Source organism: Massilia sp. DD77 (assembly GCF_036961685.1).
Taxonomy (GTDB): Bacteria; Pseudomonadota; Gammaproteobacteria; order Burkholderiales; family Burkholderiaceae_D; genus Telluria.
Genome location: NZ_JBAMDH010000004.1, coordinates 85,305 through 111,446, shown reverse-complemented (window position 1 = coordinate 111,446; position 26,142 = coordinate 85,305). Strand labels below are relative to the sequence as shown.

23 protein-coding genes are annotated in these 26,142 nt (G+C 67.1%); 18 read left to right on the top strand and 5 right to left on the bottom strand.

Translation table 11 applies throughout. The features are described from left to right. Positions 1 to 9 precede the first annotated feature (9 nt). Positions 10 to 1,557 carry a 2-isopropylmalate synthase gene (locus tag V7778_RS03175; protein WP_335551899.1) on the top strand — a complete coding sequence of 516 codons (1,548 nt, stop codon included), beginning with the start codon at positions 10 to 12 and terminating at the stop codon, positions 1,555 to 1,557. Positions 1,558 to 1,743: 186 nt separating this feature from the next. Here V7778_RS03175 and V7778_RS03170 read toward each other — a convergent pair whose 3' ends face one another. Further along, complete coding sequence (locus tag V7778_RS03170) at positions 1,744 to 2,241, bottom strand: hypothetical protein (protein WP_335551898.1); 498 nt, start codon at positions 2,239 to 2,241, stop codon at positions 1,744 to 1,746. A 175-nt stretch (positions 2,242 to 2,416) separates the two neighbouring features. On the opposite strand from V7778_RS03170, the gene rpsO reads away from it, so the two are divergent. The 3 genes from rpsO (at position 2,417) to V7778_RS03155 (ending at position 5,731) form a co-directional block, all read left to right on the top strand. Further along, the gene (rpsO, locus tag V7778_RS03165) at positions 2,417 to 2,686 is read left to right on the top strand and encodes a 30S ribosomal protein S15 (RefSeq protein ID WP_211521235.1); all 270 of its coding nucleotides are present in this window, start codon (positions 2,417 to 2,419) and stop codon (positions 2,684 to 2,686) included. Between the two features lie 172 nt (positions 2,687 to 2,858). Then, positions 2,859 to 4,961, top strand: coding sequence for a polyribonucleotide nucleotidyltransferase (gene pnp, locus V7778_RS03160; protein ID WP_335551897.1), 2,103 nt, complete (start codon positions 2,859 to 2,861; stop codon positions 4,959 to 4,961). Between the two features lie 230 nt (positions 4,962 to 5,191). Beyond that, positions 5,192 to 5,731 (top strand): hypothetical protein, encoded by a 540-nt coding sequence (locus V7778_RS03155; protein ID WP_335551896.1) that lies wholly within the window; start codon positions 5,192 to 5,194, stop codon positions 5,729 to 5,731. A gap of 29 nt (positions 5,732 to 5,760) precedes the next feature. Here the strand turns inward: V7778_RS03155 and V7778_RS03150 are convergent, their stop codons facing one another. Beyond that, positions 5,761 to 6,444, bottom strand: a complete 684-nt coding sequence (locus tag V7778_RS03150; RefSeq protein ID WP_335551895.1) for a hypothetical protein — start codon at positions 6,442 to 6,444, stop codon at positions 5,761 to 5,763. A 278-nt stretch (positions 6,445 to 6,722) separates the two neighbouring features. Here V7778_RS03150 and V7778_RS03145 point away from each other — a divergent pair, with 278 nt between their 5' ends. Continuing rightward, positions 6,723 to 7,127, top strand: coding sequence for a DUF6973 domain-containing protein (locus tag V7778_RS03145; protein WP_335551894.1), 405 nt, complete (start codon positions 6,723 to 6,725; stop codon positions 7,125 to 7,127). A 4-nt stretch (positions 7,128 to 7,131) separates the two neighbouring features. Continuing rightward, positions 7,132 to 7,509 carry a hypothetical protein gene (locus tag V7778_RS03140; RefSeq protein WP_335551893.1) on the top strand — a complete coding sequence of 126 codons (378 nt, stop codon included), beginning with the start codon at positions 7,132 to 7,134 and terminating at the stop codon, positions 7,507 to 7,509. Between the two features lie 40 nt (positions 7,510 to 7,549). Here V7778_RS03140 and V7778_RS03135 read toward each other — a convergent pair whose 3' ends face one another. Beyond that, a complete protein-coding gene (locus V7778_RS03135) occupies positions 7,550 to 7,945 on the bottom strand; it encodes a VOC family protein (RefSeq protein WP_335551892.1) in 396 nt (131 codons plus the stop codon). Positions 7,946 to 8,134: 189 nt separating this feature from the next. On the opposite strand from V7778_RS03135, the gene V7778_RS03130 reads away from it, so the two are divergent. The 11 genes from V7778_RS03130 (at position 8,135) to V7778_RS03080 (ending at position 20,866) form a co-directional block, all read left to right on the top strand. Beyond that, a complete protein-coding gene (locus tag V7778_RS03130) occupies positions 8,135 to 8,518 on the top strand; it encodes a hypothetical protein (RefSeq protein ID WP_335551891.1) in 384 nt (127 codons plus the stop codon). Positions 8,519 to 8,612: 94 nt separating this feature from the next. Further along, positions 8,613 to 8,957, top strand: a complete 345-nt coding sequence (locus V7778_RS03125; RefSeq protein ID WP_335551890.1) for a hypothetical protein — start codon at positions 8,613 to 8,615, stop codon at positions 8,955 to 8,957. 82 nt (positions 8,958 to 9,039) lie between these two features. Next, positions 9,040 to 10,278 (top strand): TolC family protein, encoded by a 1,239-nt coding sequence (locus V7778_RS03120; RefSeq protein WP_335551889.1) that lies wholly within the window; start codon positions 9,040 to 9,042, stop codon positions 10,276 to 10,278. Then, on the top strand, positions 10,275 to 11,462 hold the full coding sequence (locus V7778_RS03115; protein WP_335551888.1) for an efflux RND transporter periplasmic adaptor subunit: 1,188 nt from the start codon (positions 10,275 to 10,277) through the stop codon (positions 11,460 to 11,462). The genes V7778_RS03120 and V7778_RS03115 overlap by 4 nt, the downstream gene beginning before the upstream one ends. Before the next feature lie 14 nt (positions 11,463 to 11,476). Beyond that, complete coding sequence (locus V7778_RS03110) at positions 11,477 to 14,605, top strand: CusA/CzcA family heavy metal efflux RND transporter (protein WP_335551887.1); 3,129 nt, start codon at positions 11,477 to 11,479, stop codon at positions 14,603 to 14,605. A 264-nt stretch (positions 14,606 to 14,869) separates the two neighbouring features. After that, positions 14,870 to 15,736, top strand: coding sequence for an STAS domain-containing protein (locus tag V7778_RS03105; RefSeq protein ID WP_335551886.1), 867 nt, complete (start codon positions 14,870 to 14,872; stop codon positions 15,734 to 15,736). Positions 15,737 to 15,746: 10 nt separating this feature from the next. Further along, positions 15,747 to 16,103, top strand: a complete 357-nt coding sequence (locus V7778_RS03100) for an STAS domain-containing protein (RefSeq protein WP_335551885.1) — start codon at positions 15,747 to 15,749, stop codon at positions 16,101 to 16,103. After that, entirely contained in the window at positions 16,103 to 16,570 is a 468-nt protein-coding gene (locus tag V7778_RS03095) for an anti-sigma regulatory factor (RefSeq protein ID WP_335551884.1), read from the top strand. Before V7778_RS03100 ends, V7778_RS03095 begins: the two co-directional genes overlap by 1 nt. Continuing rightward, positions 16,558 to 17,592 (top strand): ATP-binding protein, encoded by a 1,035-nt coding sequence (locus V7778_RS03090; protein WP_335551883.1) that lies wholly within the window; start codon positions 16,558 to 16,560, stop codon positions 17,590 to 17,592. The genes V7778_RS03095 and V7778_RS03090 overlap by 13 nt, the downstream gene beginning before the upstream one ends. Further along, positions 17,589 to 18,962: an ATP-binding protein gene (locus tag V7778_RS03085; protein ID WP_335551882.1), complete on the top strand. Its 1,374-nt coding sequence runs from the start codon at positions 17,589 to 17,591 to the stop codon at positions 18,960 to 18,962. The genes V7778_RS03090 and V7778_RS03085 overlap by 4 nt, the downstream gene beginning before the upstream one ends. Continuing rightward, positions 18,959 to 20,866 carry a hybrid sensor histidine kinase/response regulator gene (locus V7778_RS03080; protein WP_335551881.1) on the top strand — a complete coding sequence of 636 codons (1,908 nt, stop codon included), beginning with the start codon at positions 18,959 to 18,961 and terminating at the stop codon, positions 20,864 to 20,866. The genes V7778_RS03085 and V7778_RS03080 overlap by 4 nt, the downstream gene beginning before the upstream one ends. On the opposite strand, the gene V7778_RS03075 is transcribed toward V7778_RS03080, so the two are convergent. Next, positions 20,863 to 21,279 (bottom strand): hypothetical protein, encoded by a 417-nt coding sequence (locus V7778_RS03075; RefSeq protein ID WP_335551880.1) that lies wholly within the window; start codon positions 21,277 to 21,279, stop codon positions 20,863 to 20,865. The genes V7778_RS03080 and V7778_RS03075 overlap by 4 nt on opposite strands. Positions 21,280 to 21,547: 268 nt before the next feature. Between V7778_RS03075 and V7778_RS03070 the strand changes: the two genes are divergently transcribed. Further along, a complete protein-coding gene (locus tag V7778_RS03070) occupies positions 21,548 to 23,830 on the top strand; it encodes a penicillin-binding protein 1A (protein ID WP_335551879.1) in 2,283 nt (760 codons plus the stop codon). Between the two features lie 12 nt (positions 23,831 to 23,842). Here V7778_RS03070 and V7778_RS03065 read toward each other — a convergent pair whose 3' ends face one another. Next, positions 23,843 to 26,089: a hybrid sensor histidine kinase/response regulator gene (locus V7778_RS03065; protein WP_335551878.1), complete on the bottom strand. Its 2,247-nt coding sequence runs from the start codon at positions 26,087 to 26,089 to the stop codon at positions 23,843 to 23,845. Positions 26,090 to 26,142 lie beyond the last annotated feature (53 nt).

Genomic DNA, 26,142 nt, shown 5'->3' with positions numbered 1-26,142 from the left:
GAGCTCCCCATGCCCGACCCGAACCGCCTGATCATTTTCGACACCACCCTGCGCGACGGCGAGCAGTCGCCCGGGGCGTCGATGACGAAGGACGAGAAGGTGCGCATCGCGCGCCAGCTCGAACGGCTGCGGGTCGACGTCATCGAGGCCGGCTTCGCGGCCGCCTCGCCCGGCGACTTCGAGGCGATCCGCGCGATATCGAGCGCGGTGCGCGAATCCACCATCTGCTCGCTGTCGCGCGCCAACGACCGCGACATCGCCCGCGCCGCCGAGGCCCTGGAGCCCGCCGCGCGCAAGCGCATCCACACCTTCATCGCCACGTCGCCCCTCCACATGCAGATGAAGCTGCGCATGGAGCCCGAGCAGGTGCTGGAACAGGCCAGGCTGGCCATCCGCTGCGCACGCCAATACACCGACGACATCGAGTTCTCGCCCGAGGACGGCAGCCGCTCGGACGAGGACTTCCTGTGCCGCGTGCTCGAAGCCGTGATCGCTGAGGGCGCGACCACCATCAACTTCCCCGATACCGTCGGCTATGCGGTGCCCGAGCAGTTCGGCGAGCGCATCCGCCGGTTGCGCGAGCGGGTGCCGAATTCGGACCAGGCGGTATGGTCGGTCCACTGCCACAACGATCTTGGCCTGGCGGTGGCGAATTCGCTGGCCGGCGTCGTCATCGGCGGCGCGCGCCAGATCGAATGCACGATCAACGGCCTGGGCGAGCGGGCTGGGAACACCTCGCTCGAGGAAGTCGTGATGGCGCTGCGCACGCGCCACGATTTCTATCACCTGGCCGTTGGGGTAGACACCACCCAGATCGTGCCCGCTTCAAAGATGGTCTCGCAGATCACCGGCTTCGCGGTGCAGCCGAACAAGGCGGTGGTGGGCGCCAACGCCTTCGCGCACGCCTCGGGCATCCACCAGGACGGCATCCTGAAGGCGCGCGAGACCTACGAGATCATGCGCGCCGAGGACGTGGGCTGGACCGCCAACAAGATCGTGCTCGGCAAGCTCTCGGGCCGCAACGCCTTCAAGGCGCGCCTGCAGGAACTGGGCATCGCGCTGGAGTCCGAGGCCGAGGTCAACGCCGCCTTCGCCCGCTTCAAGGAGCTGGCGGACCGCAAGGCCGACATCTTCGACGAGGACATCATGGCCCTGGTCTCGGACGAGGACCGGTCGCAGGGGGCGGAGATCTACCGCTTCGTGTCCCTGTCGCAGCGCTCGGAGACGGGCGAACTGCCGCATGCGCGCATCGTGTTCTCGATGGACGGCAAGGAAGTGGCGGCCGAGGGCAGCGGCGACGGGCCGGTGGACGCGACCATCAGGGCGATCGAGAGCGTCGTGGGGAGCGGGGCGGAGCAGGTGCTGTTTTCGATCAATGCGATCAGCAACGGGCCGGCCTCGCAGGGGGAGGTGACCATTCGCTTGTCGCATGCGGGAAGGATCGTCAATGGCGTGGGGGCGGATCCGGACATTATCGTGGCGTCGGCCAAGGCTTACCTGTCGGGATTGAACAAGCTGCAGTCGAAAGTGGAGAGGGTGAATCCGCAGGGGGTGTGAGGGGCGTTATCGCTGCTCGGCCAAACTTGGGTCCCCGCCTTCGCGGGGAGTCATTGCCGCCAGTGGCGGGACTGACGTGCTAAAGGACGTGGTCCAAGTTACGGTATCTGGAATCCGCCACCCGTAAACGTCGTCCCCGCGAAGGCGGGGACCCAAGTCCGCACCGCAGCCACTAACACCAAGCCTTCACCAAAACCGATCCTTCGGGTCATACCTCGGATCCGGCCCGTTCATCATCATCCGCACCACCCCCTGCCGGTCGAAGTGCACGTGCATCAGCGAATTCCACACCCCAGCCTCCTTGTACCGGTACGACCACACCTCGTAATCGTGCATGGCCACCCGCGACACCTCCGCCGGCCGGCCCAGGGTGCGCAGCACGTCTTCCTTGGTCGCCCGGTCCACCTTGATGGTCGCGAACTTCTCTCCGGTCAGCACCTGCTCGTAGGAGACCAGCCGCCCATCGGCCCCGATGTGCGCCATCCAGGTGAATTGCCCCATGGGCCCGGTCGCATACTCCAGCACCTGCTCATCGCCGCCGCGGTAGACCGAGGTCGGCGTTCCCAGCTTGGCGTACACGGCGTCGAGCGGGTCGCCCGGCTGCGGGGCCTCGCGCATCAGCCCCGCACAGCCCGTCAGCGCCAGCAGGGCGCCAAATATTGCAATCTTGATCACATTTGTCATCGCGGCACCTGCAAATCGCTTCCAAAACCTCATCATGCCCCATCCAGCGGATGCAAACACTGGCTCCACGAAGCGTTTTCACCTATACTGGCGGGTCTGTCCATTCAGGGCAGGTTTTTTGATAATCACGGTGCGCTGGGTTCCGACTCTTGCACCGCATGTGAAAGGTAACATCATGACCGTAGAAAACATCAACAAAGCCGCGATCATCGCGGACAACGCACGTGGCCAAAACGACACCGGTTCGCCGGAAGTCCAGGTCGCACTGCTGACCGCACGTATCAACGAGCTGAACGGCCACTTCAAGGCACACCAGAAGGATCACCACTCGCGTCGTGGCCTGATCATGATGGTCAACCGTCGTAAGAGCCTGCTGGCTTACCTGAAGCGTACCGACGCGAACCGTTACCGCGACCTGATCGCCAAACTCGGCCTGCGTAAGTAATCGTTGCGCCAGACGGTTTAGTCACGAAATGCCTGCGCCAGTAACCCTGTCGCGGGCATTTTTTGTTTGTACCGGTTTTTTGTTGTTTTGCAGTAAAGGCCGCCCGGTGCGGCCCGTGGTGAGGTGAACGACAGCCCCTGAAAATCTGTCGGCAAATAGAAAGGGATTACCCATGTTTAACAAAGTTACGAAAACCTTCCAGTACGGTCAGCACACGGTCACCCTGGAGACGGGTGAAATCGCGCGCCAGGCATCCGGCGCCGTCGTTGTGTCGGTCGAAGACACGGTCGTGCTGGCCACTGTGGTCGCCAAGAAGGACGCCAAGCCGGGCCAGGATTTCTTCCCGCTGACCGTCGACTACATGGAAAAAACGTACGCAGCCGGTAAGATCCCGGGCGGCTTCTTCAAGCGTGAAGGCCGTCCTTCCGAAAAAGAGACCCTGACCTCGCGCCTGATCGACCGTCCGATCCGCCCGCTGTTCCCGGAAGGCTACCTGAACGAAGTCCAGGTCATCATCCACGTCCTGTCGGTCAATCCTGAGATCGATCCGGACATCCCTGCGATGATCGGCGCCTCGGCCGCCCTGTGCATCGCCGGCATCCCGTTCAACGGCCCGATCGGCGCGGCGCGCGTCGGCTACGCGAACGGCCAGTACATCCTGAATCCGACCACCACCGAGCTGAAGACCTCGCAGATGGACCTGGTCGTGGCAGGCACCGAAACCGCCGTGCTGATGGTGGAATCGGAAGCGCAGCAGCTGTCCGAAGAAGTGATGCTGGGCGCGGTCGTCTTCGGCCACGACCAGATGAAGGTCGTGATCGATGCGATCCACGACCTGGTCGCCGACGGCGGCAAGCCGGAAGTCGAGTGGGCGCCGGCGCCGAAGAACGAAGCACTGATCGCCCGCGTGGGCGAACTGGCCGGCGCCAAGGTCCGCGACGCGTACCAGACCCGCGAAAAATCGGCGCGCCAGCAAAAGCTGAAGTCGCTGTCGAGCGAAGTGATGGCCGAGCTGGCGGCGCAAGGCGTCGACGCCGATGCGGCCGAAGTCGGCAACATCCTGTTCGACATGGAAGCCAAGGTCGTGCGTTCGCAGATCCTGGAAGGCGAGCCGCGTATCGACGGCCGCGACACCCGCACCGTGCGTCCGATCGCGATCCGCACCAGCGTCCTGCCGCGTACCCACGGCTCGGCCCTGTTCACCCGCGGCGAGACCCAGGCGCTCGTGGTCGCCACCCTCGGCACCGCGCGCGACAGCCAGAAGATCGACGCGCTGATGGGCGAGTACACCGACGACTTCATGCTGCACTACAACATGCCTCCGTTCGCCACCGGCGAAACCGGCCGCGTGGGCACCCCGAAGCGCCGCGAAGTCGGCCATGGCCGCCTGGCCAAGCGCGCGCTGGTCGCTGCGCTGCCCAACCCGGAAGACTTCAGCTACTCGGTGCGCCTGGTCTCGGAAATCACCGAGTCGAACGGCTCGTCGTCGATGGCTTCGGTCTGCGGCGGCTGCCTGGCGCTGATGGACGCCGGCGTGCCGATGAAGGCGCACGTCGCCGGCATCGCCATGGGCCTGATCAAGGAAGGCGGCAAGTTCGCCGTCCTGACCGACATCCTGGGTGACGAAGACCACCTGGGCGACATGGACTTCAAGGTCGCCGGTACCCCTGCAGGCATCACCGCGCTGCAGATGGACATCAAGATCCAGGGCATCACCAAGGAAATCATGCAGGTGGCGCTGGCACAGGCCAAGGAAGCCCGCCAGCACATCCTGGCCGAGATGCAGAAGGCCATGCCGACCGTGAAGACCGAGCTGTCGGACTTCGCACCGCGCCTGATCACCATCCGCATCAATCCGGAAAAGATCCGTGACGTGATCGGCAAGGGCGGCGCCGTCATCCGCGCGCTGACCGAGGAAACCGGCACCCAGATCGATATCACCGACGAAGGCGTCGTGACCATCGCGTCGGTCGATGCCGCCGCCGGCCAGGAAGCCAAGCGCCGCATCGAAGAGCTGACCGCATCGGTCGAAGTGGGCAAGACCTACGACGGCACCGTGCTCAAGCTGCTGGACTTCGGCGCGATCGTCCAGGTCATGCCGGGCAAGGACGGCCTGCTGCACATCTCGCAGATCGCCAACGAGCGCGTCAACGCCGTTGCCGACTACCTGAAGGAAGGCCAGCAAGTGCGCGTGAAGGTCCTCGAGACCGACGAGCGCGGCCGCCTGAAGCTGTCGATGAAGGCTGCCGATCCGGTGGAAGGCGCGGCGCAGTAATCCTGCTCCGGCCTCCAGCCGCAAAAACCGCCAGTGCGTGAGCCTGGCGGTTTTTTTTGTCCGCGGAATGGAGGCGGGCCAGGCGCGAAGACCGGATCAGTGAGAATCCACACAGTGTTCCTGACCAGGAACTGGCATCATTCCCGAACTTGACGACTGCAGTCTTTGCCGTCGGCTTTCGTCCTTTCGCATGGCGAAGGGCGGTCAACTCACACTTCGAAAGGACGTGCATGAAGCTTGTCATCCCGGCCGTACTGGGCCTATCGCTGTTCTCGGCGGGTCCCGCATACTCCGCTGCCACGGTGCACCCAACCAGCACCGCAGCACCAAGTCCCGCCCACGTCAACGCCGTGCAGGGGCTACTCAGCGCAATGCAGGCCGAGAAAATGTTGAACGGTGTCGCGGCTCGCAGCCGTTACCAGAGCGACGCGCAGCGGCAGGCCGTGTTCGCCAAGCTCAAAAAGACACCGCCTGCGGAGATTTACCAGCGTCTCGCGGCGCCGATGGCGCAGCTCATTTCCGCCGACACCGCGATCGAGATGACCCGCTTCTATAACACGCCTTATGGCAAGCAGGTCATCCACAACAAGTACAACAGCGGCTCGCAGATCATCATGCCAGGAACGAAGCCGGTCGTTCCGCAGGAGGAAAAGAAGGAGCGCAAGCGCGCAGCCTATGTCCAGGCGAGCAAGGAACTCGCGGATGCGGAACCAGCCATCGAACGCGAAGCGTTCAAGCTTCTGCAGCTGATCAACAAGGAAAAGCGCTGAAGCCAAGCGCAGGGCTTAGATCGGCAGCTTCAGCTTGGGATGGCATCGAGGCGCCGTAACAGGACCTGGACACGGGCCTCGGTTCTCGACCCCAGCTTGCGGGCCGCTTCCGCCAGCTCGCGGATCGCCGGCTTGTGCGGCGCCAGGGCTTCTGCGCTGAAGTCGGACAGCACCACGATGGCGTTGAAGATGCCGTTCTCGTTGCCGGGATGCCGCGCATACTGGACAATGGCGCCCGCCGCGGCGGCATCGCCCCGCCAGCCACTGACCAGCTCCTGGGCCGCCCTGACGCGCGCCGATGCCTGGGGCGCGAACAGATCCCGGATCAGGGTGTCGACCCGCTGGGCGATCGATTGGCGCGCCGAGGCCTGGACTTCATTGCTCTCGTCCGATTGCGCGATGGTGCGCGCCAGCACGGGGCCCTGGTCGGGAAGCGCGATCAGGACAGCCTGGACGGCCAGGCGGCGTACGTGCGGTTTGTCACTGGTGAGCGACTTCATCAGGGTGTTGATCAGGTTGCCTTGCGCAATCTTCGTGTTCGCGTCCATCAGTGCCCGCGACTGCTCGGCGCGACGCTCTTCGCTGGCCAGCTCGGCTTCCTTCAGACCCTGTGCGATCAGGTGACCCGCGAGTGCGATCGCGGCGGGGATCAATATCGTCGCGATAGCGGTGACCCGATCCCACAGGGATTTTTGCGGTGCGTCGTTTGCCATGATCGCCTCCAGGGAGCACGATGGAATGTTCCTCCAAGTGGCGCGTCGGCGCAAAGGATTCAGCTGTCTTTGACAAATAAGCAACAGGGCGCCCGTGCGTGAGCCTGACGGTTTTTTTATTGCCGATCCACTGGTTCGCATGTGTCAACCTGAAGTCTGCTATAGGCTTGACCCGCCCCAAGCACACATGAGGTGCCGAACGCCAGAATTACTCGATCGGCTTCGGTGTGAAAGTGTTGGTGCCGTGGCCGCGAACTCGAATCAGCGGAAAGGACACCATGGCAGCCACACTGTATAAGCAGTTTCAGCGACTGACTCCACAAGAACAATCGTATTTGCGCAGCAGGCCCTATCATGCGTTTGCCATCCAGGCGGCTCGAGATACTGCGTATAAAGAGACGCAAAGGCGTTTCGGACGCAACGGCCACAATGACAGGTCAGATGCGTTTCGCCACTGTTACTGGTCAGCGCTTCTCGCACGCGAACTCGGTTTTCAGGATGCACTGAAGTTCACGACGGCACATGAAGCCTTTCCAGCCAATCCTCCGGCTGAAAAGACCATGGACATCCACAACAATCGCATTGGACTCGATATCGGACGCGTCAAAGGAACGGATCAGGCGCTCAGCATGCGATGCATGGCGGCCCTGCAAGCGGGTAAGCTAAAAATTATGGTGAAATGACGCGATGCGTTCTTCAATCGTCCTTGTTCTCCTGCTCTTGCTTGCCGCTGCTTGCACACGTGAACCGGTCGAGAATCAGGCGCGTGCGCTCGGCGACCGTGAATTCGCTCCTGAACGATGGGCGGTGGCGTCAACGGCCGAGCGGGAACACATGGTGGCGTCGTTCCTTGCCAAGCACCCGCCGGACCGATTAACGACCCAGCAGGTGAAGCAGTTGCTGGGCGAGCCGACCGGCTACTACGACTACGATGAAAATCTTGCCTACCTTATCGGGCCGGCCACGGTGGAGAGCCAGTACGGAAAGGAACGCATGCTGGTTTTCATCACGGACAAGCGTACCGGGAATGTGGAAGAAGTCGAGTTGGTGCCGCCGCTGAAATAGTCCGATCGTCAGGCCATGCCGCGCCAGTCGGATTGCCGCATCACGCCTGGGGCGCCATCCAGACCAGATTCCACAGATGGCCGTCGAGATCCTCGAAACCCTGGTCGACCATGAAACCATGATCCTCCGGCGGATGCGGTGTGCGTCCGCCGGCGGCGACGGCCTTGGCGATCAGGCTGTCCAATTCTTCCCGGCTTTCGCAGCTCAGGCAGATGATGGCCTCGTTGGCTTCCTTCGCCTGCACCACCGGCTTGTCGATCAGGGACCTGAAGAAGGCTTCGGTCATCAGCATGACATGGATGCCGTCCACGATGTCCATGGAGACCGCATGCTCGCCGCTGAACCGCGGATTGACGCTGAAACCGAGGTTGGCAAAGAAGGCCCTGGACTTGTCCAGGTCCTTGACCGGAAGGTTGACGATGATCTGCTTGTTCATGATGTCCTCATGTGCGTTGGGATGACAGGTCCTGCCCCCTGACGACGAACGAGGACGCGCGAGATCGACAGGCCGGCGCAAGAAAATCCAGTCTTTTTGTCGTTATTGATCTGAAGCAAACCGCTGGCCCGGTCCCTGGTCAAAAATGGCCGGGGTCGCCACGCCTTCGGAGCGCACACGGGAATGCTGATGAGATGGATACTTGCCTGGCTGCTGGCGCTCGGCCTCCTGCACGGCTGTTCGGATTACTCCGTGGAGGGCCAGATCCACGCGCTCGGCGACGAGCATTTCACGCCGCAAGCATGGGCGAAGGCCGACCAGGTCACGCGCGGACGCATGCTGGCTTCCTTCATGAGCCAGTATCCGCCCAACCGCCTCACCCAGAAAGCGCTCCAGGACTTGCTCGGCGAGCCCACCGGCCACGCCAAGCAAGATGATGAGATCGCCTATATCGTCGGCCCCACGAGCGTCGAGAGCCAGTACGGCAAAGGCTATCTCCTGATCTTCACGATCGACCGGCAGACAGGGAAGGTGGCCCAGGTCCGGATGGTCCCGCCTGTCACACGCATCTAGCCCTTGCAGGCAGATACCGGCTATAGCCACGTCGGGTTTTTTCGTGCACACTGTGGGCGCGGCCTGTCCGCGTCCGTGCCGAACCGGGAATCCGATGAAACGTCTGTTGATCATACTGCTGCTCGCGCTCCTGCCTCTCCAGGCGGCGTGGGCAGCCGCATGCGCATGCTGCATCGGCGAGGAGGGCAAGGCCGCCCAGCAAAGCAGCCAGACGGTGGACCAGCAACAGCAAACCCCCGGCGATGACGGCGATGCGGACCAGCCCTGCTGCGACGGCGGCTGCGACGCCTGCCACCACCTCTCCGCCAGCGCGATCCCGTCCGCCAATCCCGACCTGCCGCTGCCGAAAGGCGCGCCGCATTTGCGCGGCACGGTGCGGCGCTATGTCTCGCACATTCCCGACCTGATTCCGCCGCCCGACCGGCTGCTCCGCGCCTGACCCGGCGGGAGACCTGCATCCTTCACGCCGCCTCGCGCGGCGCACAGTGCCCGCCGAACCTTGACCTGTTCGGAGCCACACCATGACATCCCTGTTCAAGCCGCTCTTGCTGGCGGCAACCCTGTTCGCGGCCGCCCCGGCGCCGGCCGCGGCGCAGCCTGCATCGCCGCTGACCCTGGCCGGCGCCATCGAACGCGCCTTGCAGGCGAACCCCGGCCTGCGCGCCGCCGCCAGCGAGCTCGCGGCCCACGAGGGCGCGCTGGCGCAGGCCGGCAGCCTGCCGAATCCCGAACTCGAGCTGCTGCGTGAAGGCGAGCGGCGCGAGAGCCGCACCACGACCGCCCAGTTGAGCATTCCCTTCGAACTGGGCGGCAAGCGCGCCGCCCGGGTCGATGCCGCGCGCCAGGAGCGCACACTGGCGGCGCTCGCGCTGGCCGATCTGCGCGTGCAGCTGCGCGCCGATACCACCGCCGCCTTCTACGCGCTGGCCGCCGCCCTCGAACGTCACCGCATGGCGCAGGAACTGGCGGCGCTCGCCGCGCGCGCTGTGGACATCGGCGCCAGGGGCGTCGAGGTGGGCAAGGTGTCGCCGGTCGATGCGACCCGCGCCCGCGTGGCCCACGCCGGGGCGCGGATCGAGGTGATCCAGGCCGCGCGCGATCTCGAGCAGGCGCGCGTCCAGCTGGCCGCGCTGTGGGGCGGCGATGCGGCCGGCTTGCGGATTGCACCGCCCGCCGGCGAGCTTCCCGTGGCCGCGCCGCTGCCCCAGCTCGGCGCACGGCTCGACGCGGCGCCGTCCATGCAGCGTGCGCGCGCCCAGGTCGGGCATCGCGAGGCATTGGCCCGGGTGGAACAGTCACGCCGCATTCCGGACCTGACCCTGATCGTAGGCACACGCCGCGAAGGACTGGAGGACCGCAACCAGGCCGTGGTCGGCATCTCGGTGCCGATCCCGCTGTTCAACCGTAACGGCGGCGCGGTGCTGGACGCGCTGCGCCGCGTCGACAAGGCGCGCGACGAGCAGGACGCCGAGCGGGTGCGCCTGCACGCCGAGCTGGCCCGGGCGCAGGCCCGCCTGAACGCCTCGCTGGACGAAGCGGCCCTGATCGCGGCCGAGATCCTGCCCGGCGCGGAAAGCGCCTACCGCGCCGCGAGCCGCGGCTTCGAGCTCGGGAAGTTCGGCTTCCTCGAGGTGCTCGACGCCCAGCGCACGCTGTTCCAATCGAAAAACCAATACCTGAACGCCGCCGCCGAGAGCCATCGCGCGGCGGCCGATATTGCGCGGCTGGCGGGAACGTCCGCAGCCCAGGAGAACCCATGAACAAGCAGCAAACCAGGGTCGTCGCCCTCATGCTGGCGGTGGCCCTCGCCATCGCCGCGCTGGTCCTGGCGCGCGACCGTGCGCCGGCGCCAAGCGACGAACACGCGGCCGAGACGAGCCAGGAACAGCATGAAGAAGGGCAGGGTGACGGGCACGAGGACCATGGCATGATCCGCTTCAGCGACGCCCAGGTGCAAGCCGCCGGCATCGCGCTGATTGATGCCGGTCCCATGCAGATGGAAACCTTCCTGCGCATGCCCGGCCAGATCGCCCTCAACGAAGACCGCACGGCCCACGTCACCCCGCGTGCGGCGGGCGCGGTGGAATCGGTGCCCGCCAACCTGGGCGACCGGGTGCGCAAGGGCGACGTGCTGGCCGTGATCGCGAGCGCCGACGTGGCGGCCCAGCGCGGCGCGCTGGCGGCGGCGGAACGCCGCCTGGCCTATGCGCGCAAGCTGCACGCGCTTGAAAAGACCCTATGGGAAGAACAGATCTCGGCGCGCCAGGACTTGCTCAAGGCGGAGCAGGAACTGCACGAGGCCGAGATCGCGCGGCAAGCCGCGCGCCAGCAGCTGCACGCGCTCGGCACGCTTGGCGGCGGGACGTCGAACCGCCTGCAGATCCGCGCGCCCTTCGACGGGATCATCGTCGAGAAGCACATCGCGCTGGGCGAGGTGGTGGGCGCCGACACTCGCGTGTTCACCCTGACCGACCTGTCCACCGTGTGGGCCGACGTGGTGGTGCCGGCCAAGGATCTCGACATCGTACGGGTCGGCACGGACGCCGTGATCCGTTCCATCGCGTCCGAGACCTCGGCGCCGGGCAAGGTGAGTTTCGTCAGTTCGCTGGTCGGCGCGGCGTCGCGCTCGGCCACGGCGCGCGTGGTGCTGGCCAATCCCGGCGCCGCCTGGCGTCCCGGCCTGGCGGTGAACGTCGACGTGGTCACCGGTTCCAGCCAGGCGGCAGTGGCGGTGCCGCGCGAAGCGATCCAGACCCTGGACGGACGCCAGGTCGTCTACCGGCGCATGAAGGAGGGCTTCGCCGCCCAGGCCGTCGCCACCGGCCGCTCGGACGGCCGCTTTGTCGAGATCACGTCCGGCCTGCGCGCCGGCGAACGCGTTGCCGCTGCCGGCAGCTTCGCCATCAAGGCGGAGCAGGGCAAGGGCGAGGCCGACCACCACTGACGAGAAGGCGACCCATGTTCGAACGCATCATCCGGGCCTCCATCGCCCACCGCTGGCTGGTCATGCTGGCGGTGCTCGCCATGGCCATCCTCGGCATCTACAACTACCAGCGCCTGCCGATCGACGCCGTCCCCGACGTCACCAACGTGCAGGTGCAGATCAACACCCATGCCCCTGGCTATTCGCCGCTCGAGACCGAGCAGCGCATCACCTATCCGGTCGAGGCCGTGCTCTCCGGCCTGCCCGGACTCGAGCAGTTCCGCTCCCTGTCGCGCTACGGCCTGTCGCAGGTGACAGTCGTATTCGAGGAGGGCACCGACATCCACTTCGCGCGCCAGCTGGTCAGCCAGCGCCTGCAGGATGCGCGCGGCCAGCTGCCGCCGGGCGCGGTCCCGGCCATGGGCCCGATCGCCACCGGCCTGTCCGAGATCTATCTATGGACCGTCGAGACCGTGCCCGGCGCGAAGAAGCCCGACGGCACGTCCTATACGCCGACCGACCTGCGCGAGATCCAGGACTGGATCATCAAGCCGCAATTGCGCACCGTGCCCGGGGTCACCGAGATCAATTCCATCGGCGGCTACGACAAGGAATACCTGGTGGCGCCGGATACGGCGAGCTTGTCGTCCTATGGCCTGGAGCTGGCCGACATCGTGCGCGCGCTGGAAAAGAACAACAGCAACGTCGGCGCCGGCTATATCGAGCGCGAAGGCGAGCAGTACCTGGTGCGCGCGCCGGGCCAGGCCGCATCCACGGGCGACATCGGCAACATCGTGGTGACGACCGTGAACGGCATCCCGGTGCGCATCCGCGACGTGGCCGAGGTCTCGGTCGGGCGCGAGCTGCGCACCGGCGCCGCCACCGAGAACGGCCAGGAAGTGGTGCTCGGCACCGTGTTCATGCTGCTGGGCGAGAACAGCCGCGCCGTGTCCACGGCCGTCGACCGCCGCATGGCCGAGATCAACCGCAGCCTGCCCGCGGGCGTGAAGGCGGTGACGGTCTACGACCGCACCGACCTGGTCGAGCGGGCCATCGCCACCGTGCGCACCAATCTTCTGGAAGGGGCGGTGCTGGTGGTGGCGGTGCTCTTCCTCTTCCTGGGGAACATCCGCGCCGCCTTGCTCACGGCGATGGTGATTCCGCTGGCGATGCTGTTCACCTTCTCGGGCATGGTGGGCAACCGGGTCAGCGCCAACCTGCTCAGCCTGGGCGCGCTGGACTTCGGCATCATCGTCGATGGCGCCGTGGTCATCGTCGAGAACTGCGTGCGCCGCATCGCCCAGGCACAGTCGCGCGTGGGGCGGGCGCTCACCCTCGAGGAGCGCTTCCACGAGGTGTTCGAGGCGGCGCGGGAGGCGCGCCGTCCGCTCATCTACGGCCAGCTGATCATCATGATCGTCTACCTGCCGATCTTCGCCCTCACCGGCATCGAGGGCAAGATGTTCCACCCGATGGCCTTCACCGTGGTCATCGCCCTGCTGGGCGCGATGATCCTGTCGGTGACTTTCGTGCCGGCCGCGGTGGCCTTGTTCATCGGCGACAAGGTGACGGAAAAGGAAAGCGGCGCGATGCACGCCGCGCGCCGCTGGTATGCGCCTTGCCTGCGCTACGCGATGGCCAACCGCCCGGTGGCGCTGGCCTTCGCCGCCCTTGTGCTGGCGCTATCGGGCCTGATGGCCACGCGCCTGGGCCTGGAATTCGCGCCCACCATGAACGAAGGCGACCTGGCCGTGCTCACCGTGCGCGTGCCCGGCACCAGCCTGTCGCAGTCGGTCAAGATGCAGCAGCAGATCGAGACCACCCTGGTGCGCAGCTATCCCGAGATCGAGCGCGTGTTCGCGCGCATCGGCACCGCCGAAATCGCTTCCGACCCGATGCCGCCGAGCGTGGCCGACGGCATCATCATGCTCAAGCCGGAAGCCGACTGGCCGCGCCCGAAAAAGACGCGCGAGGAGCTGCTGGCGGCGATCCGCCACACGCTCGACGGGCTGCCCGGCAACAGCTACGAATTCAGCCAGCCGATCCAGCTGCGCGTCAACGAACTGATTTCCGGCGTGCGCAGCGACGTGGCGGTGAAGGTGTTCGGCGACGAGCTGGAAGTGCTGAACGCCACCGCGGCACGCGTCGCCGCCGAATTGCGCAAGGTGGCGGGAGCGAGCGAAGTGCAGGTCGAGCAGACCACCGGCCTGCCGATGTTGCAGATCAAGGTAGACCGCGAGCGTGCCGCGCGCATGGGCCTGAACATCGGCGATGTGCAGGAAATGATCGCCACCGCCACCGCCGGCCGCGCGGCCGGCATCGTGTTCGAGGGCGACCGCCGTTTCGAGATTGTGGTGCGATTGCCTGAGACGGTGCGCGGCGACATCGAGGCGCTGCGGCGCCTGCCGGTGGCGCTGCCGGTGAAGGAGGAGGGCGCGCCGCACAGCTTCATCGCGCTGGGCGAGATCGCCAGCTTCGACCTGGCGCCCAGCCCCAACCAGTTCAGCCGCGAACAGGGCAAGCGCCGCGTGGTGGTCACCGCCAACGTGCGCGGACGCGATATCGGCTCCTTCGTGGCAGAGGCGCAGGAGCGGGTCGCGCAGCGGGTGTCCGTCCCGGCGGGCTACTGGACCAGCTGGGGCGGACAGTTCGAACACCTGCAGGCCGCCGCCGGGCGCCTGCGGCTGGTGGTGCCGGCGGCGCTGGCGCTGGCGTTCGCGCTGCTCTACCTGGTCTTCAACAATGCCAGGGACGGCCTGCTGGTCTTCACCGGCATTCCCTTCGCGCTCACGGGCGGGCTGTGCGCCCTGTGGCTGCGCGGCATACCGATGTCGATCTCGGCGGCGGTCGGCTTCATCGCCCTGAGCGGGGTCGCGGTGCTGAATGGCCTGGTGATGGTGACGTTCATCCGCAAACTGCGCGAAGAGGGCATGCTGCTGCGGCCGGCGGTGGAAGAGGGCGCGATGGGGCGACTGCGCCCGGTGTTGATGACGGCGCTGGTGGCCTCGCTGGGTTTTGTCCCGATGGCGCTGGCCACCGGCACGGGGGCCGAGGTGCAGCGGCCGCTGGCGACGGTCGTGATCGGCGGAATCGTCTCGTCGACCGTGCTCACCCTGCTGCTGTTGCCGGCGCTGTACGAGTATGCTCACCGCAGGGAAAAATGAGCGCTTCCGGCGCGCTGCAGAGCGGAGAAAGCCACGCATCCGGCCAGTCTAAAGGTAACATGCGTGTCGCCCTTGCGACACAATGTGCCGGCGTCGGAAGAATTTCCATCTTTGCAGCAAAAATATCTGCCAGACAACTCAACCGTGCCAAGGGTTTCGTGGCTGAAATGGTATAGTTGGCTGTTTATCTCATTCGTGTACCTACACGGGCAGTGATTTGCCACGTAGCGTAATCAACCGACAACGTATAAAAGGGATTGATCGATGACCACCAAGGATGACGCAGGCCGTATCAGCCAGATGTTGCAGGAAAACGAAGCGGCGATCGGCGCCGAATGGCTGGCCCAGCTGGAAGCGATTTCCGTGCGCGGCACGAGCGCGGCCCGTGAGCAACTGCGTAATCACTGCCAGCAATTCCTGGCCGCCGTCACCACCGCCACCCGCGCCGGCGAGCTCGACAACATCGAGCACCGCTCCTGGGACGAGGTCCGCGACCTGCTGGCCGAAATTTCCTCGAGCCGCGCCAAGTCCGGCTCGACCCCGAGCGACACCGCGACCTTCGTGTTTTCGCTCAAGCAGCCGGTGTTCAAGTACTTGCGCCAGTTCTTCGCGGACGACGCGCCGGCGCTGGCCTCCGCGTCCTGGATGATCAGCACCCTGCTCGACAAGCTCGGCCTGTACACCATCGAAGTGTTCCAGAAAACCAAGGACATGATCATCGTGCGCCAGCAGCAGGAACTGCTCGAGCTGTCGACCCCGGTCGTGAAGCTGTGGAACGGAATTCTGGCGCTGCCCCTGATCGGCACCCTGGATTCGGCCCGCACCCAGGTGGTGATGGAAAACATCCTGCAGAAGATCGTCGACACCGGCGCATCGATCGCGATCATCGACATCACCGGCGTGCCGACCGTGGACACCCTGGTGGCCCAGCACCTGATGAAGACCATCGCCGCGGCGCGCCTGATGGGCGCCGACTGCATCATCAGCGGCATCCGCCCGCAGATCGCGCAGACCATCGTGCACCTGGGCGTGAATCTGGAAGACGTGATGACCAAGGCCACCCTGGCCGACGCCTTCCTGGTCGCGCTGGAGCGTACCGGGACCGCGCTCGTGTCGAAACACGGCGCGTGAGGCTGGACCCATGGAACGGATTCCTATCCTGCGCATGGGCGACCTGCTCCTCGTGACGATCCAGGTCGACATGCATGACCGCCTTGCCATGACCTTGCAGGACGACCTGACCGAGAGGATCGTGCGCGACGGCGCCAAGGGCGTGCTGATCGATATTTCCGCGCTCGACCTGGTCGATTCCTTCATCGGGCGTATGATCAGCAACACCGCCGCCATGGCGCGCGTGCTGGACGCCCAGACCGTCGTCGTCGGCATGCAGCCCGCGGTCGCGATCACGCTCGTCGAGCTCGGCCTGACCCTGCACGGCGTGAAGACCGCGCTCAACGTCGAAAAGGGCATGTCCCTGCTAGGAAAGAGTTACCAGTGATGGGCGACGCGCATACCAATGCAGTCCCGTACGAGTCCGAGTTGCTGGAGCGCCACCGCCAGCAGCGCACGGGGCGGGTGATCCTGCCGCTGCGGTCGGACGAGGACGTGGTCGGGCTGCGCAAGCAGGTGCGCGAACGTGCGGTGGCGATCGCCTTGTCCCTGGTCGACCAGACCAAGCTGGTCACGGCGGCCAGCGAGCTGGCACGCAACACCCTGAAGTATGGGGGGGGCGGTGCGGTGTACCTTGACGCCTTGTTCGACGGCGTGCGCAAGGGCATCGGGCTGGTCTTCGTCGATGCCGGCCCCGGCATCGCCGACCTCGACAGCGCGCTGCGCGACGGCTTCACCACCGGCGGTGGCCTGGGTCTCGGCCTGGGCGGCTCCAAGCGTCTGGTCGACGATTTCGACATCGACAGCCGTCCCGGTGAAGGGACGGCCGTCATGGTGGTCAAATGGAAACGCTGATCAGCTCGCGCACGCCCCAGGCCGTCTTTGCGATCCAGCATCCGAGCGATGTGGCCGCGGTGCGCCGCGCCGGCCAGAAGCTGGCCGACACGCTCGGCTATGGCGAGACGCGCGCCGGCCAGCTGGCCCTGATCATCACCGAAGCGGCCACCAATATCCTCAAGCATGCGGGCGCCGGCGATATCCATGTCGGCCCGGCCCAGTCGGCGTCCGGCGTCGGCATCGACGTGCTGGCCATGGACAAGGGCCCCGGCATCGTCGACCTGGCCTACAGCCTGGTCGACGGTGTCTCCACCGCCGGCACCGCCGGCACCGGGCTGGGCGCGCTGCGCCGCCTCTCGGACGAATTCGACGTGTTTTCGGAGCATGGCAAGGGATCGGTGTTCTTCATGCGCCTGTGGCGCGACGAGCCGCCGCCCGATCCTTGCGGGCTGGAGGTCGGCGCCCTGTGGACGCCGATGGCCGGCGAGGAAGAGTGCGGCGACGGCTGGGCGGTCGCCTGCACCGCGGGCGGCGCCAGCCTGCTGGCAGCCGACGGCCTGGGGCACGGGCCGGAAGCGGCGCGCGCCGCCAATGCCGCCATCGGTGCCATCGAGCAGCGTCCGGCCGCGGAAGCGGGCGCCTTGATGCAGGCGGCGCACGAGGCCCTGCGCATCACGCGCGGCGCCGCGATGGCCACCGCCCGCCTGGACTACGCCAGCGACGAGCTGCGCTTTGCCGGCGTCGGCAACATCGCGGGCTGCGTGATCGGCGCCGACGGCGCGCGCCGCTCCTTGGTGTCGCACAACGGCATCGTGGGCCACAACATGCGCAAGGTGCAGGAGTTCGCCCTGCCGTTTCCGCCCGAGTCCTTGTGCATCCTGCACTCGGACGGCATCCAGACCCAGTGGGACCTGGACCGCTATCCGGGGCTGGAAGGACGCAGCCCGGCCCTGATCGCCGCGGTCCTGATGCGCGACTACATCCGGCGGCGCGACGATGCGCTGGTGCTTGTGGTCAGGCGCCATGGGGTGCGCAGGTGAATGTCCAGCGCATCCTGAGTGTCGGCCTGGACCGCGACCAGGACGTGGTGCTGGTGCGCCAGCGCGCGCGCCAGATTTCCGCCTTGCTGGGCTTTTCGCAGCAGGACCAGGTGCGGGTCGCCACCGCGGTGTCGGAAGTGGCGCGCGGCGCCTGCCAGCACGGCTCGGGCGGACGCGCCCAGTTCCAGCTGCGCGACATGGGCGGACGCCAGCATCTCGAAGTGCTGGTCAGCGCCGGCACGGGGCCGCGCGCGGCCACCGCGGCGCCCGAGGCCGAAGCCGGCGCGCAGTCGCTGCACGAACTGGCGATCATCACCGCGCACCGCCTGATGGACTCCTGCGAGGTCGATCCGGGCGTGCAGGGCGCGACCACGGTCACGGTGCGCAAGGCGCTGCCGCCGCAGGAACGCATCGTGCCGGTGCGCCTGGCCGAGATCGGCGCGCGCCTGGCCGACAGCCCGGTGTCGAACACGATGCATGAGCTGCAGCTGCAAAACCAGGAATTGCTGGCCACCCTGGCCGAGCTGCGCGAACGCCAGGAAGACTTGCTGTCGCTGACGCGCGAGCTGGAAGACACCAACCGCGGCATCGTGGCCCTGTACGCCGAGATCGAGGACAAGGCCGAGCGCCTGCGCCGCGCCGACGAAATGAAGTCGCGCTTCCTGTCCAACACCAGCCACGAACTGCGCACCCCGCTGTCTTCGATCCGCGCCCTGGCCCAGCTGCTGCTGGACCGCATGGACGGCGACCTGACGGTGGAGCAGGAGCGCCAGGTGGGGTTCATCGCCAAGGCGGCGGGCGACTTGTCCGAGCTGGTCAACGACCTGCTCGACCTGGCCAAGATCGAGGCTGGCCGGGTGCAGCTCGCGGTCGAGCCGGTCGTGGTCGAGAACCTGTTCCGCACCCTCAAGGGCATGATGCGCCCGCTGGTGGACGAAGGCCGGGTGGAGCTGATCTTCGAGCCTTCGGGCTTCGACGAGCCTTTTCATTCGGATGAAGGCAAGATCCAGCAGATCCTGCGCAACTTCATCTCGAACGCGCTCAAGTTCACCGAACACGGTTCGGTGCTGGTGTTCGCGAATCTCGACCTGGAAGCGGATACCATCTCCTTCGGGGTGGCGGATACCGGCATCGGCATCAGCCCGGAGAACCTGCAACTGATTTTCGAGGAGTTCAGCCAGATCGAACACCCGCTGCAGCGGCGCAGCAAGGGAACCGGGCTTGGACTACCGCTGTGCCGCAAACTCGCCGAGCTGCTCGGCGGCAGGGTCGACGTCACCAGCGCGGTAGGCGTCGGCTCGACATTCACGCTCACCTTGCCGCGCCGGCCGCCGCAGCCGCCGGCAGAGCATGACGGAAACGAACCATGAACGCCCACTCGACCCTGATCCTCAACGTTGACGACAACGATGGCGCACGCTACGCCAAGACCCGCATCCTGCAGAGCGCGGGCTTCGAGGTGGTGGAGGCCGCCAACGGCACCGACGCGCTCGACATCGTCAGGCGTACCGCGCCGGCCCTGGTGCTGCTCGACGTGAAGCTTCCCGACATCAACGGCATCGAGGTGTGCCGCCGCATCAAGGCCGATTCCGATACCAGCAAGGTGCTGGTGCTGCAGACCTCGGCCGCGCTGACCGGGCGCGCCGACAAGATCCGCGGCCTGGAGGGCGGCGCCGACAACTACCTGGCGGCGCCGATCGAGGCCGACGAGCTGATCGCCAATGTCAACGCGCTGCTGCGCATGCGCCAGGCCCAGGTCGACCTGCGCGACAGCGAGGAACGATTTCGCCAGCTGACCGACAACATCGACGACGTGTTCTGGATGTTTACCGTGCCCGGCCGCGAGCTGGTCTACGTCAGCCCGGCCTATGCCGAGATCTGGGGCCGCAGCGCCGAGGCGCTGAGCGAACAGCCGGGCGCCTGGCTCGACGCCGTGCATCCGGATGACCGCGCCGACATGGGGCGCCGCTGGGAGGCCATGGCCAGCGAGCACCACTACGACGAGGAATTCCGCATCAGTGCTCCGGACGGCCAGACGCGCTGGGTGCGCGACCGCCTGTTCCCGGTGCGCGATACGCGCGGCAGGGTCTACCGCGTGGCGCGCGTGACCAGCGACATCACGGCGCGCATGGAAATGGAAGCGCTGCTGCGCGCGGCCGACAGCAACAAGAACCAGTTCCTGGCCACCCTGGCGCACGAACTGCGCAATCCGCTCAGCCCGATCCGCAACGCGGCCGCGCTGCTGAGTGCGACGGACGACAGCGGAACCGAGCGCCAGGCGCGCGCGCGCGAAGTCATCACGCGCCAGGTCGACCACCTGGCGCACCTGGTGGACGACCTGCTCGACGTGGCCCGTATCTCGGAAGGCAAGATCGTGCTGCGCAGCGAAGAGGTGGACCTGGGCGCCGTGATCGCCCAGGCGATCGAGACCGCCGCTCCCCTGATCACCGCGCGCGGCCACCGGCTCGAGGTGCGCCAGCCGGAGCAGCAGATCTGGGTCTCGGGCGATTCGGTGCGGCTGGCGCAATCGATCGGCAACCTGCTGCACAACGCGGCCAAGTTCACCCCGAAAAATGGCGAGATCACCCTGGACGTCAGCCTCGCCCACGGCAACCGTGAGGTCGATCGCGTGCGCATTTCCGTGCGCGACAACGGCATCGGCATCGCCGAGGACAACCTGCCGCGCATCTTCGGCATGTTCGCCCAGGTGGCGGTGCCGCCGGACCGCGCGCCGGAAGGCCTGGGCATCGGTCTGTCGCTGGTTTCGCACCTGATCGGCCTGCACGGCGGGCGCCTGTCGGCCGACAGCCCCGGCATCGGCATGGGCAGCACCTTCACGGTCGAGCTGCCGGTGCTGCGCGTCGCGCACGCCGCGCAGCCGCACGGGGAAGTTGAATGCACAACAAAGGAGGGCGCCGGTATGCGCGTACTGCTGGTCGACGATAACGTCGACGCCATGGAAATGATGGGCTTCCTGCTTGGCGAGATGGGCTACGAGACCTGCACCACGGCCGACGCCAGCCAGATCGAAACGCTGGCGCTGCAGAACAAGCCGGACGTGATCGTGCTCGACATCGGCCTGCCGGGCGTGGATGGCTACGAGGTCGCGCGCCGCATCAAGCGCAACCCCCAGCTGGCCGACATCCGCCTGGTGGCGCACACCGGCTACGGATCGCCGGAAGACCGCCGCCGCGCGCAGGAGGCGGGCTTCGACGCCCACCTGGTCAAGCCGGCCGAGCTGGACGACCTGGAAAAAGCGCTGCGCGGGAACTAAGCCAGCGCCGCCAGCCCCATCGTGCCGAGCATGGTGATGGCGATGGTCCAGAAGACGATGCCGACGGCAAGCAGCATCATGCTGAGCGCCCTCGGCAGCCCGATCGCGCCCGCAAGGCCCGCGGCGAGCACGGGACCGATGAGCACCGGCCCCAGCAGGCCGATCGCCCATGGCCCCTTGGCCGCCAGCCAGGTGGACAGGCGGCCGCGCTCCGTGGTCTCGCGCTTGCGCCAGAACATCAGGCGGCGGAGACCATCCCCCAGGAACATGGCCGCCAATGCTCCCAGCAGCGCGCCCGCCGTGGCCGCAGCCACCAGCACGGCTGGGTGCAGCTTCAGGTGCAGGCCCAGGGGTACCGCCGCCCACAGTTCGACGATCGCCAACGCAAATACGCCCAGTACACTCTCGCTCATCGCTCGTTCCTCCCTCTATGCTTGTTGTCGGAAAAACCCTTCATGTGCAGCATGGTAGGGAGACGCTGCGGGCAGCGGTTCCGGATTGTGACCGCGCACGCGATACGGGGATCGAAACGCCGGCAAGCGGGCATGAAAACCCGCCGCCGGGTGCGCCGCTTGCGCCCCGGGAGGTCAGGCGGCGCTACCTGGCCCGTTTTGCATGCCCTTGGCGCGTCCGGAGGGTATGATCGCGGCCAGGCAATCAACCCACATCCACCGCATGAACATGTCGATCCTTCCTTCCGCCCAGCCTTCCGGGCGGGCCACGACCACTGCCCGCCTCGCGCTGGCAAGCGCATTGCTGTTCGCCGCAGCCGCACCCGCCGCCACCGCATCCATCGTCCCCGAGCTCCCGGACGTCCCGGACATCAAGGCCATCCTTGATTACCAGCCCAAGATTCCGCTGCGGGTCTACTCGGCCGACAATGTGCTGATCGGCGAGTTCGGCGTCGAGCGCCGCGAGTTCGTGCCGATCGCGAAGATTCCGCCGCTGATGAAGGCGGCCGTGCTGGCGATCGAGGACGCGCGCTTCTACGACCATGGCGGCATCGACTGGATCCGCGTGCTGGGCGCGGCCAAGGCCAACCTCGGCGGAGGCTCGCTCCAGGGCGGCTCGACCATCACGATGCAGGTGGCGCGCAACTTCTTCCTGACCCGCGACAAGACCCTGCCGCGCAAGCTGACCGAGGCGGCGCTGGCCTACAAGATCGAACGCGCCCTGAGCAAGGACCAGATCCTCGAGGTCTACATGAACCAGATCTACCTGGGCCAGCGTTCCTACGGCTTCTCCAGCGCCGCGCGCACCTATTTCGGCAAGCCGCTCGACCAGCTCGGCCTGGCCGAATTCGCGATGCTGGCCGGCCTGCCGCAAAACCCGTCGCGCCACAATCCGGTGGCGAACCCGGCGCGCGCCCAGAAGCGCCAGCAGCTGGTGCTCAAGCGTATGTTCGAGCTGGGGAACATCACCGAGGCGCAATACCGGCGCGCACTGGCCCAGCCGCTGCGCGTGCAAGGCGACGCGTCGAACCTGGGCGCCAAGGCCGAATACGTGGCCGAGCTGGCGCGCCAGGCCGCGTTTGCGCGTTTCGGCCAGGCCAGCTACGAGCGCGGCATCACCGTCACCACGACCATCGTCGCGGCCGAGCAGGCGGCGGCCCACGACGCGGTGCGCCGTAATGTGCTGGCCTACGACCGGCGCCACGGCTACCGCGGCCCGGAAGCGCGCATCGCGCTGCCCAAGGATGCGGACAGCCGCGAGGAGGCGGTTGCCGAGGCGCTGCAGAAGCGGCCGTCGATCGACGGCCTGGCGCCCGCCGTGGTGCTCGCGGCCTCGCCCAAGCGGGTGCGCGCCATGACCCAGGGCGGCGACACCATCGAGATCGGCGCCTCCGGCCTGGGCTTCGCCGCCGCGGCGCTGGCGCCGGCGGCCAAGGCGGGCTTGAAGCTGACGCCGGGCGCCGTGATCCGGGTCAGCAAGTCGGGCAAGGGCGAGTGGTCGATCTCCCAGGTGCCCCAGGTGGCGGCGGCCTTCGTGGCGCTCGACGCCAGCACCGGCGCCTACCGCGCCCTGGTCGGCGGCTTCGATTTCCAGCTGCAGCAGTTCAATCACGTGACCCAGGCATGGCGCCAGCCGGGGTCCGCGATCAAGCCCTTCGTCTACTCGGCGGCATTGGAGCGGGGCTTCTTCCCGGGCACGCCGATCCTGGACGAGCCGCTCGACTTCTCGAACGAGCCGTCCATCGCCAACTGGTCGCCGCGCAACGACGACGGCGTGTTCGAGGGCCAGATCACGGTGCGGCGCGCACTGACCCACTCGCGCAACGTCCCCACCGTGCGCATGCTGCGCACCCTGGAGGTCGATTACACGCGCGACTTCATGCAGCGTTTCGGCTTCGACCCGGCGCGCCATCCGCGCAACCTGACCATGGCCCTGGGCACGGGCGCGGTGACGCCCCTGCAAATGGCCGGCGCCTACGCCGTGATCGCAAACGGCGGCTACCGGGTCGAGCCATGGCTGATCGCGCGCATCCACGACAAGGATGGCACGGCCGTGGTCGACAACACCCGCAGCCAGGCACGCCAGGAGCGCCCCCGCGTGCTGGACGCGCGCAACGCCTTCATCACCGACAGCATGCTGCGCGACGTGGCGCGCCAGGGCACGGGTGCGGAGGCCTCGCGCCAGCTCAAGCGCGGCGACCTCGCGGGCAAGACCGGCACCACCACCAATGCGGTCGACGGCTGGTTCGCCGGCTACGGCGGCAGCATCGCCGCGGTGGCCTGGATGGGCTATGACGATCCACGCTCGCTCGGCGGGCGCGAATTCGGCTCTACCCTGGCGCTGCCGATGTGGATCGACTACATGCGCGTCGCCCTGGCGAAGACGCCCGAGCGGGCGCCGCTGGTGCCTGAAGGCGTGGTGAAGGCGGGTGAGGACTGGGTCTACAGCGAATTCGCCGGAGAGCCGCCGGAGGCGGAAGCGCCGGCCGCCGCCGCCGCGCTGACGGACTGAACGGACTAATCCTCAGGACCTGGCGGGGCTGTCCTGGCCGGCGCGGGAGGCCGCCGCGGCCAGGATGCGGTCCAGGGCTTCGATGTCGATCGGCTTGACGAAGTGGTGGTCGAAGCCGGCCGCGTAAGCGCGCTCGATGTCCGCGGCCTGGCCGTAACCGGTCAGGGCGACCAGTACAGGACAGGCGCCGCCGGCTTCGGCGCCGGCGCGCAGGCGGCGCGCCAGTTCGTAGCCGTCCATGCCGGGCAAGCCGATGTCCAGGATGTACACGGCGAAGGACTCCGCCGCACTGCGTTCGAGGGCGGCGTGCGCGTCGGCCACCATCGCGACGCTGTGCCCCTTGGCGTCGAGCAGGGTGGCCAGCGCCCGCGCGGCATCGAGGTTGTCGTCGACGATCATCAGTCGCACGGGCGCGGCCGGCCTGGACGCCTCGGGCGCGGCGTCGCCGTTCGGACCGGTGTCCGCCGCGTGCAAGGGGAGGAACAGCCTGAAGCGCGCGCCCTTGCCCAGCCCCTCGCTGTGCGCTTCCACGCGGCCGCCGTGCAAGGCCATGATGCTGCGCACCAGCGCGAGGCCGAGGCCCAGCCCGCCCTGGGCGCGCTCCGAGCTGCGCTTGGCCTGGCGGAACAGGTCGAACACATGCGGCAGCAGCTCGCGGTCGATGCCCATGCCATTGTCCGCCACCTCGATCACGGCTTCGCTCCCGCGCACCTCCGCGGCCAGGGTGATGGCGCCGCCCGCGGGCGTGTACTTGGCGGCGTTGGTCAGCAGGTTGCTGATCACCTGGATCAGGCGCACCCGGTCGCCGCGGATGCGGGCGTGCGGGCAATGCACCCGCAGCTCCAGCGCGTGGCTGCGGGCCTGGATCAGGGGCTGGGCCTGCTCGACGGCGCTGGCCATGATCGGTCCGATCTCGACCTCGTCCTGCTCGATCGCCACCAGGCCGCGGGTCACGCGCGAGACGTCGAGCAGGTCGTTGATCAGCGACTTCAGGTGGTCGACCTGGCGCACGATGACTTCGCCGGCGCGGCGCACGGCGCGCTCGTTGTGGAGTTGCAGCCCCAGCGTCTGGGCCGCGGCGGAGATCGGCGCCAGCGGATTGCGCAGCTCGTGCGCCAGCATCGCCAGGAACTCGTCCTTGGCATTGTTCTGGTTTTCCGCCTCGCGCCGTGCGTCGCGCTCGCTGGCCAGCAGGGTTTCGCGCTCGCGTTCCAGGGCCTGGCGCGCCTCGTTCTGGTGCGCCAGCTCGACTCCGGCATCGCGCAGGGCGCGCTGCAGCAGGTCGGCTTCGAGCACGCCCGAATCGACCGGCGCGGGAATGCCTCCGGTCTCGAGCGTCTTCGCCGCCGCCAGTGTCAGCTGGTAGGAGCCGGTGATGCGCCGCGCGAACAGCACGATGCCGGCGCCGGCGCAGCCCAGGGCGACCAGGAGCACCAGGGCTGCGAACCAGGTCGCGTTGCGCGCCGGGCTGTTGATCTCGTCGCTCGGCGCCGCGATCGCCACCGTCCAGGCGGCGCGCGAGGTATGGGTGAAGCTGTTGTAGGCTAAGAAGCCGTCGCGCGTGCGGTTGATGATGCGGCCGCTGAACTGGCGCTGCGCGGCTTCGAATAGTTCGGGACGCACGCGCGTGCCGACGAATTCGTGTTCACGTATGTTGCGCGCGATGCTGATGCCGTCGGCGCCGATCAGGCCGACCACCCAGGTGCCGGGCAAGTCCTTGCGCTGCAGGAGGCTGGTGAAGTGGGTGTTGTGGAAGGTCTGCGAGATCAGGAAGGCGCGGCCGCTCCCGGTGACCACGGGGATGTGGACCGACACCACCCGCGACTTGCCCGCCCGTCCTTCGCGCAGGTTGGACACGCTCGGCTGGCGGCGCGCGATCGCGTCCAGCACCCAGGGGTTGGGGCCGTCGTCGGCCGGCTGGCCGAACGGGTGGTGGGTGTGCAGCAGCATGCGGCCGCCGGCGTCGTAAAGCACGCCCCAGGAGTCCGACGAGGTGATCGTCTTGCGCATCAGCGTATACAGGGTGCGGAAATCCTCGCTGCGCATCGCTTCCGTCTGGGAGATGACGCGCAGGGCGCCTTCGGCGCTGGCCAGCTCCTGGTCGATGGACAGCGCGACCGAGCGCGTCTTCTCGGCCACCGCCTGCAGGCGCGCCTCCCTTTCGTCCTCGAGCAGCATGGAAAGGCCCCACGCGGACAGGGCGAGGAAAGGAACGAGGACGATCAGGATGATCGCAGTGAGGTAGCTACGCGTTTTCATCAGGGGAAAGGGCTGCCCGCACTTCGCCGCATCCGGATGAATGCGTGCGCGAA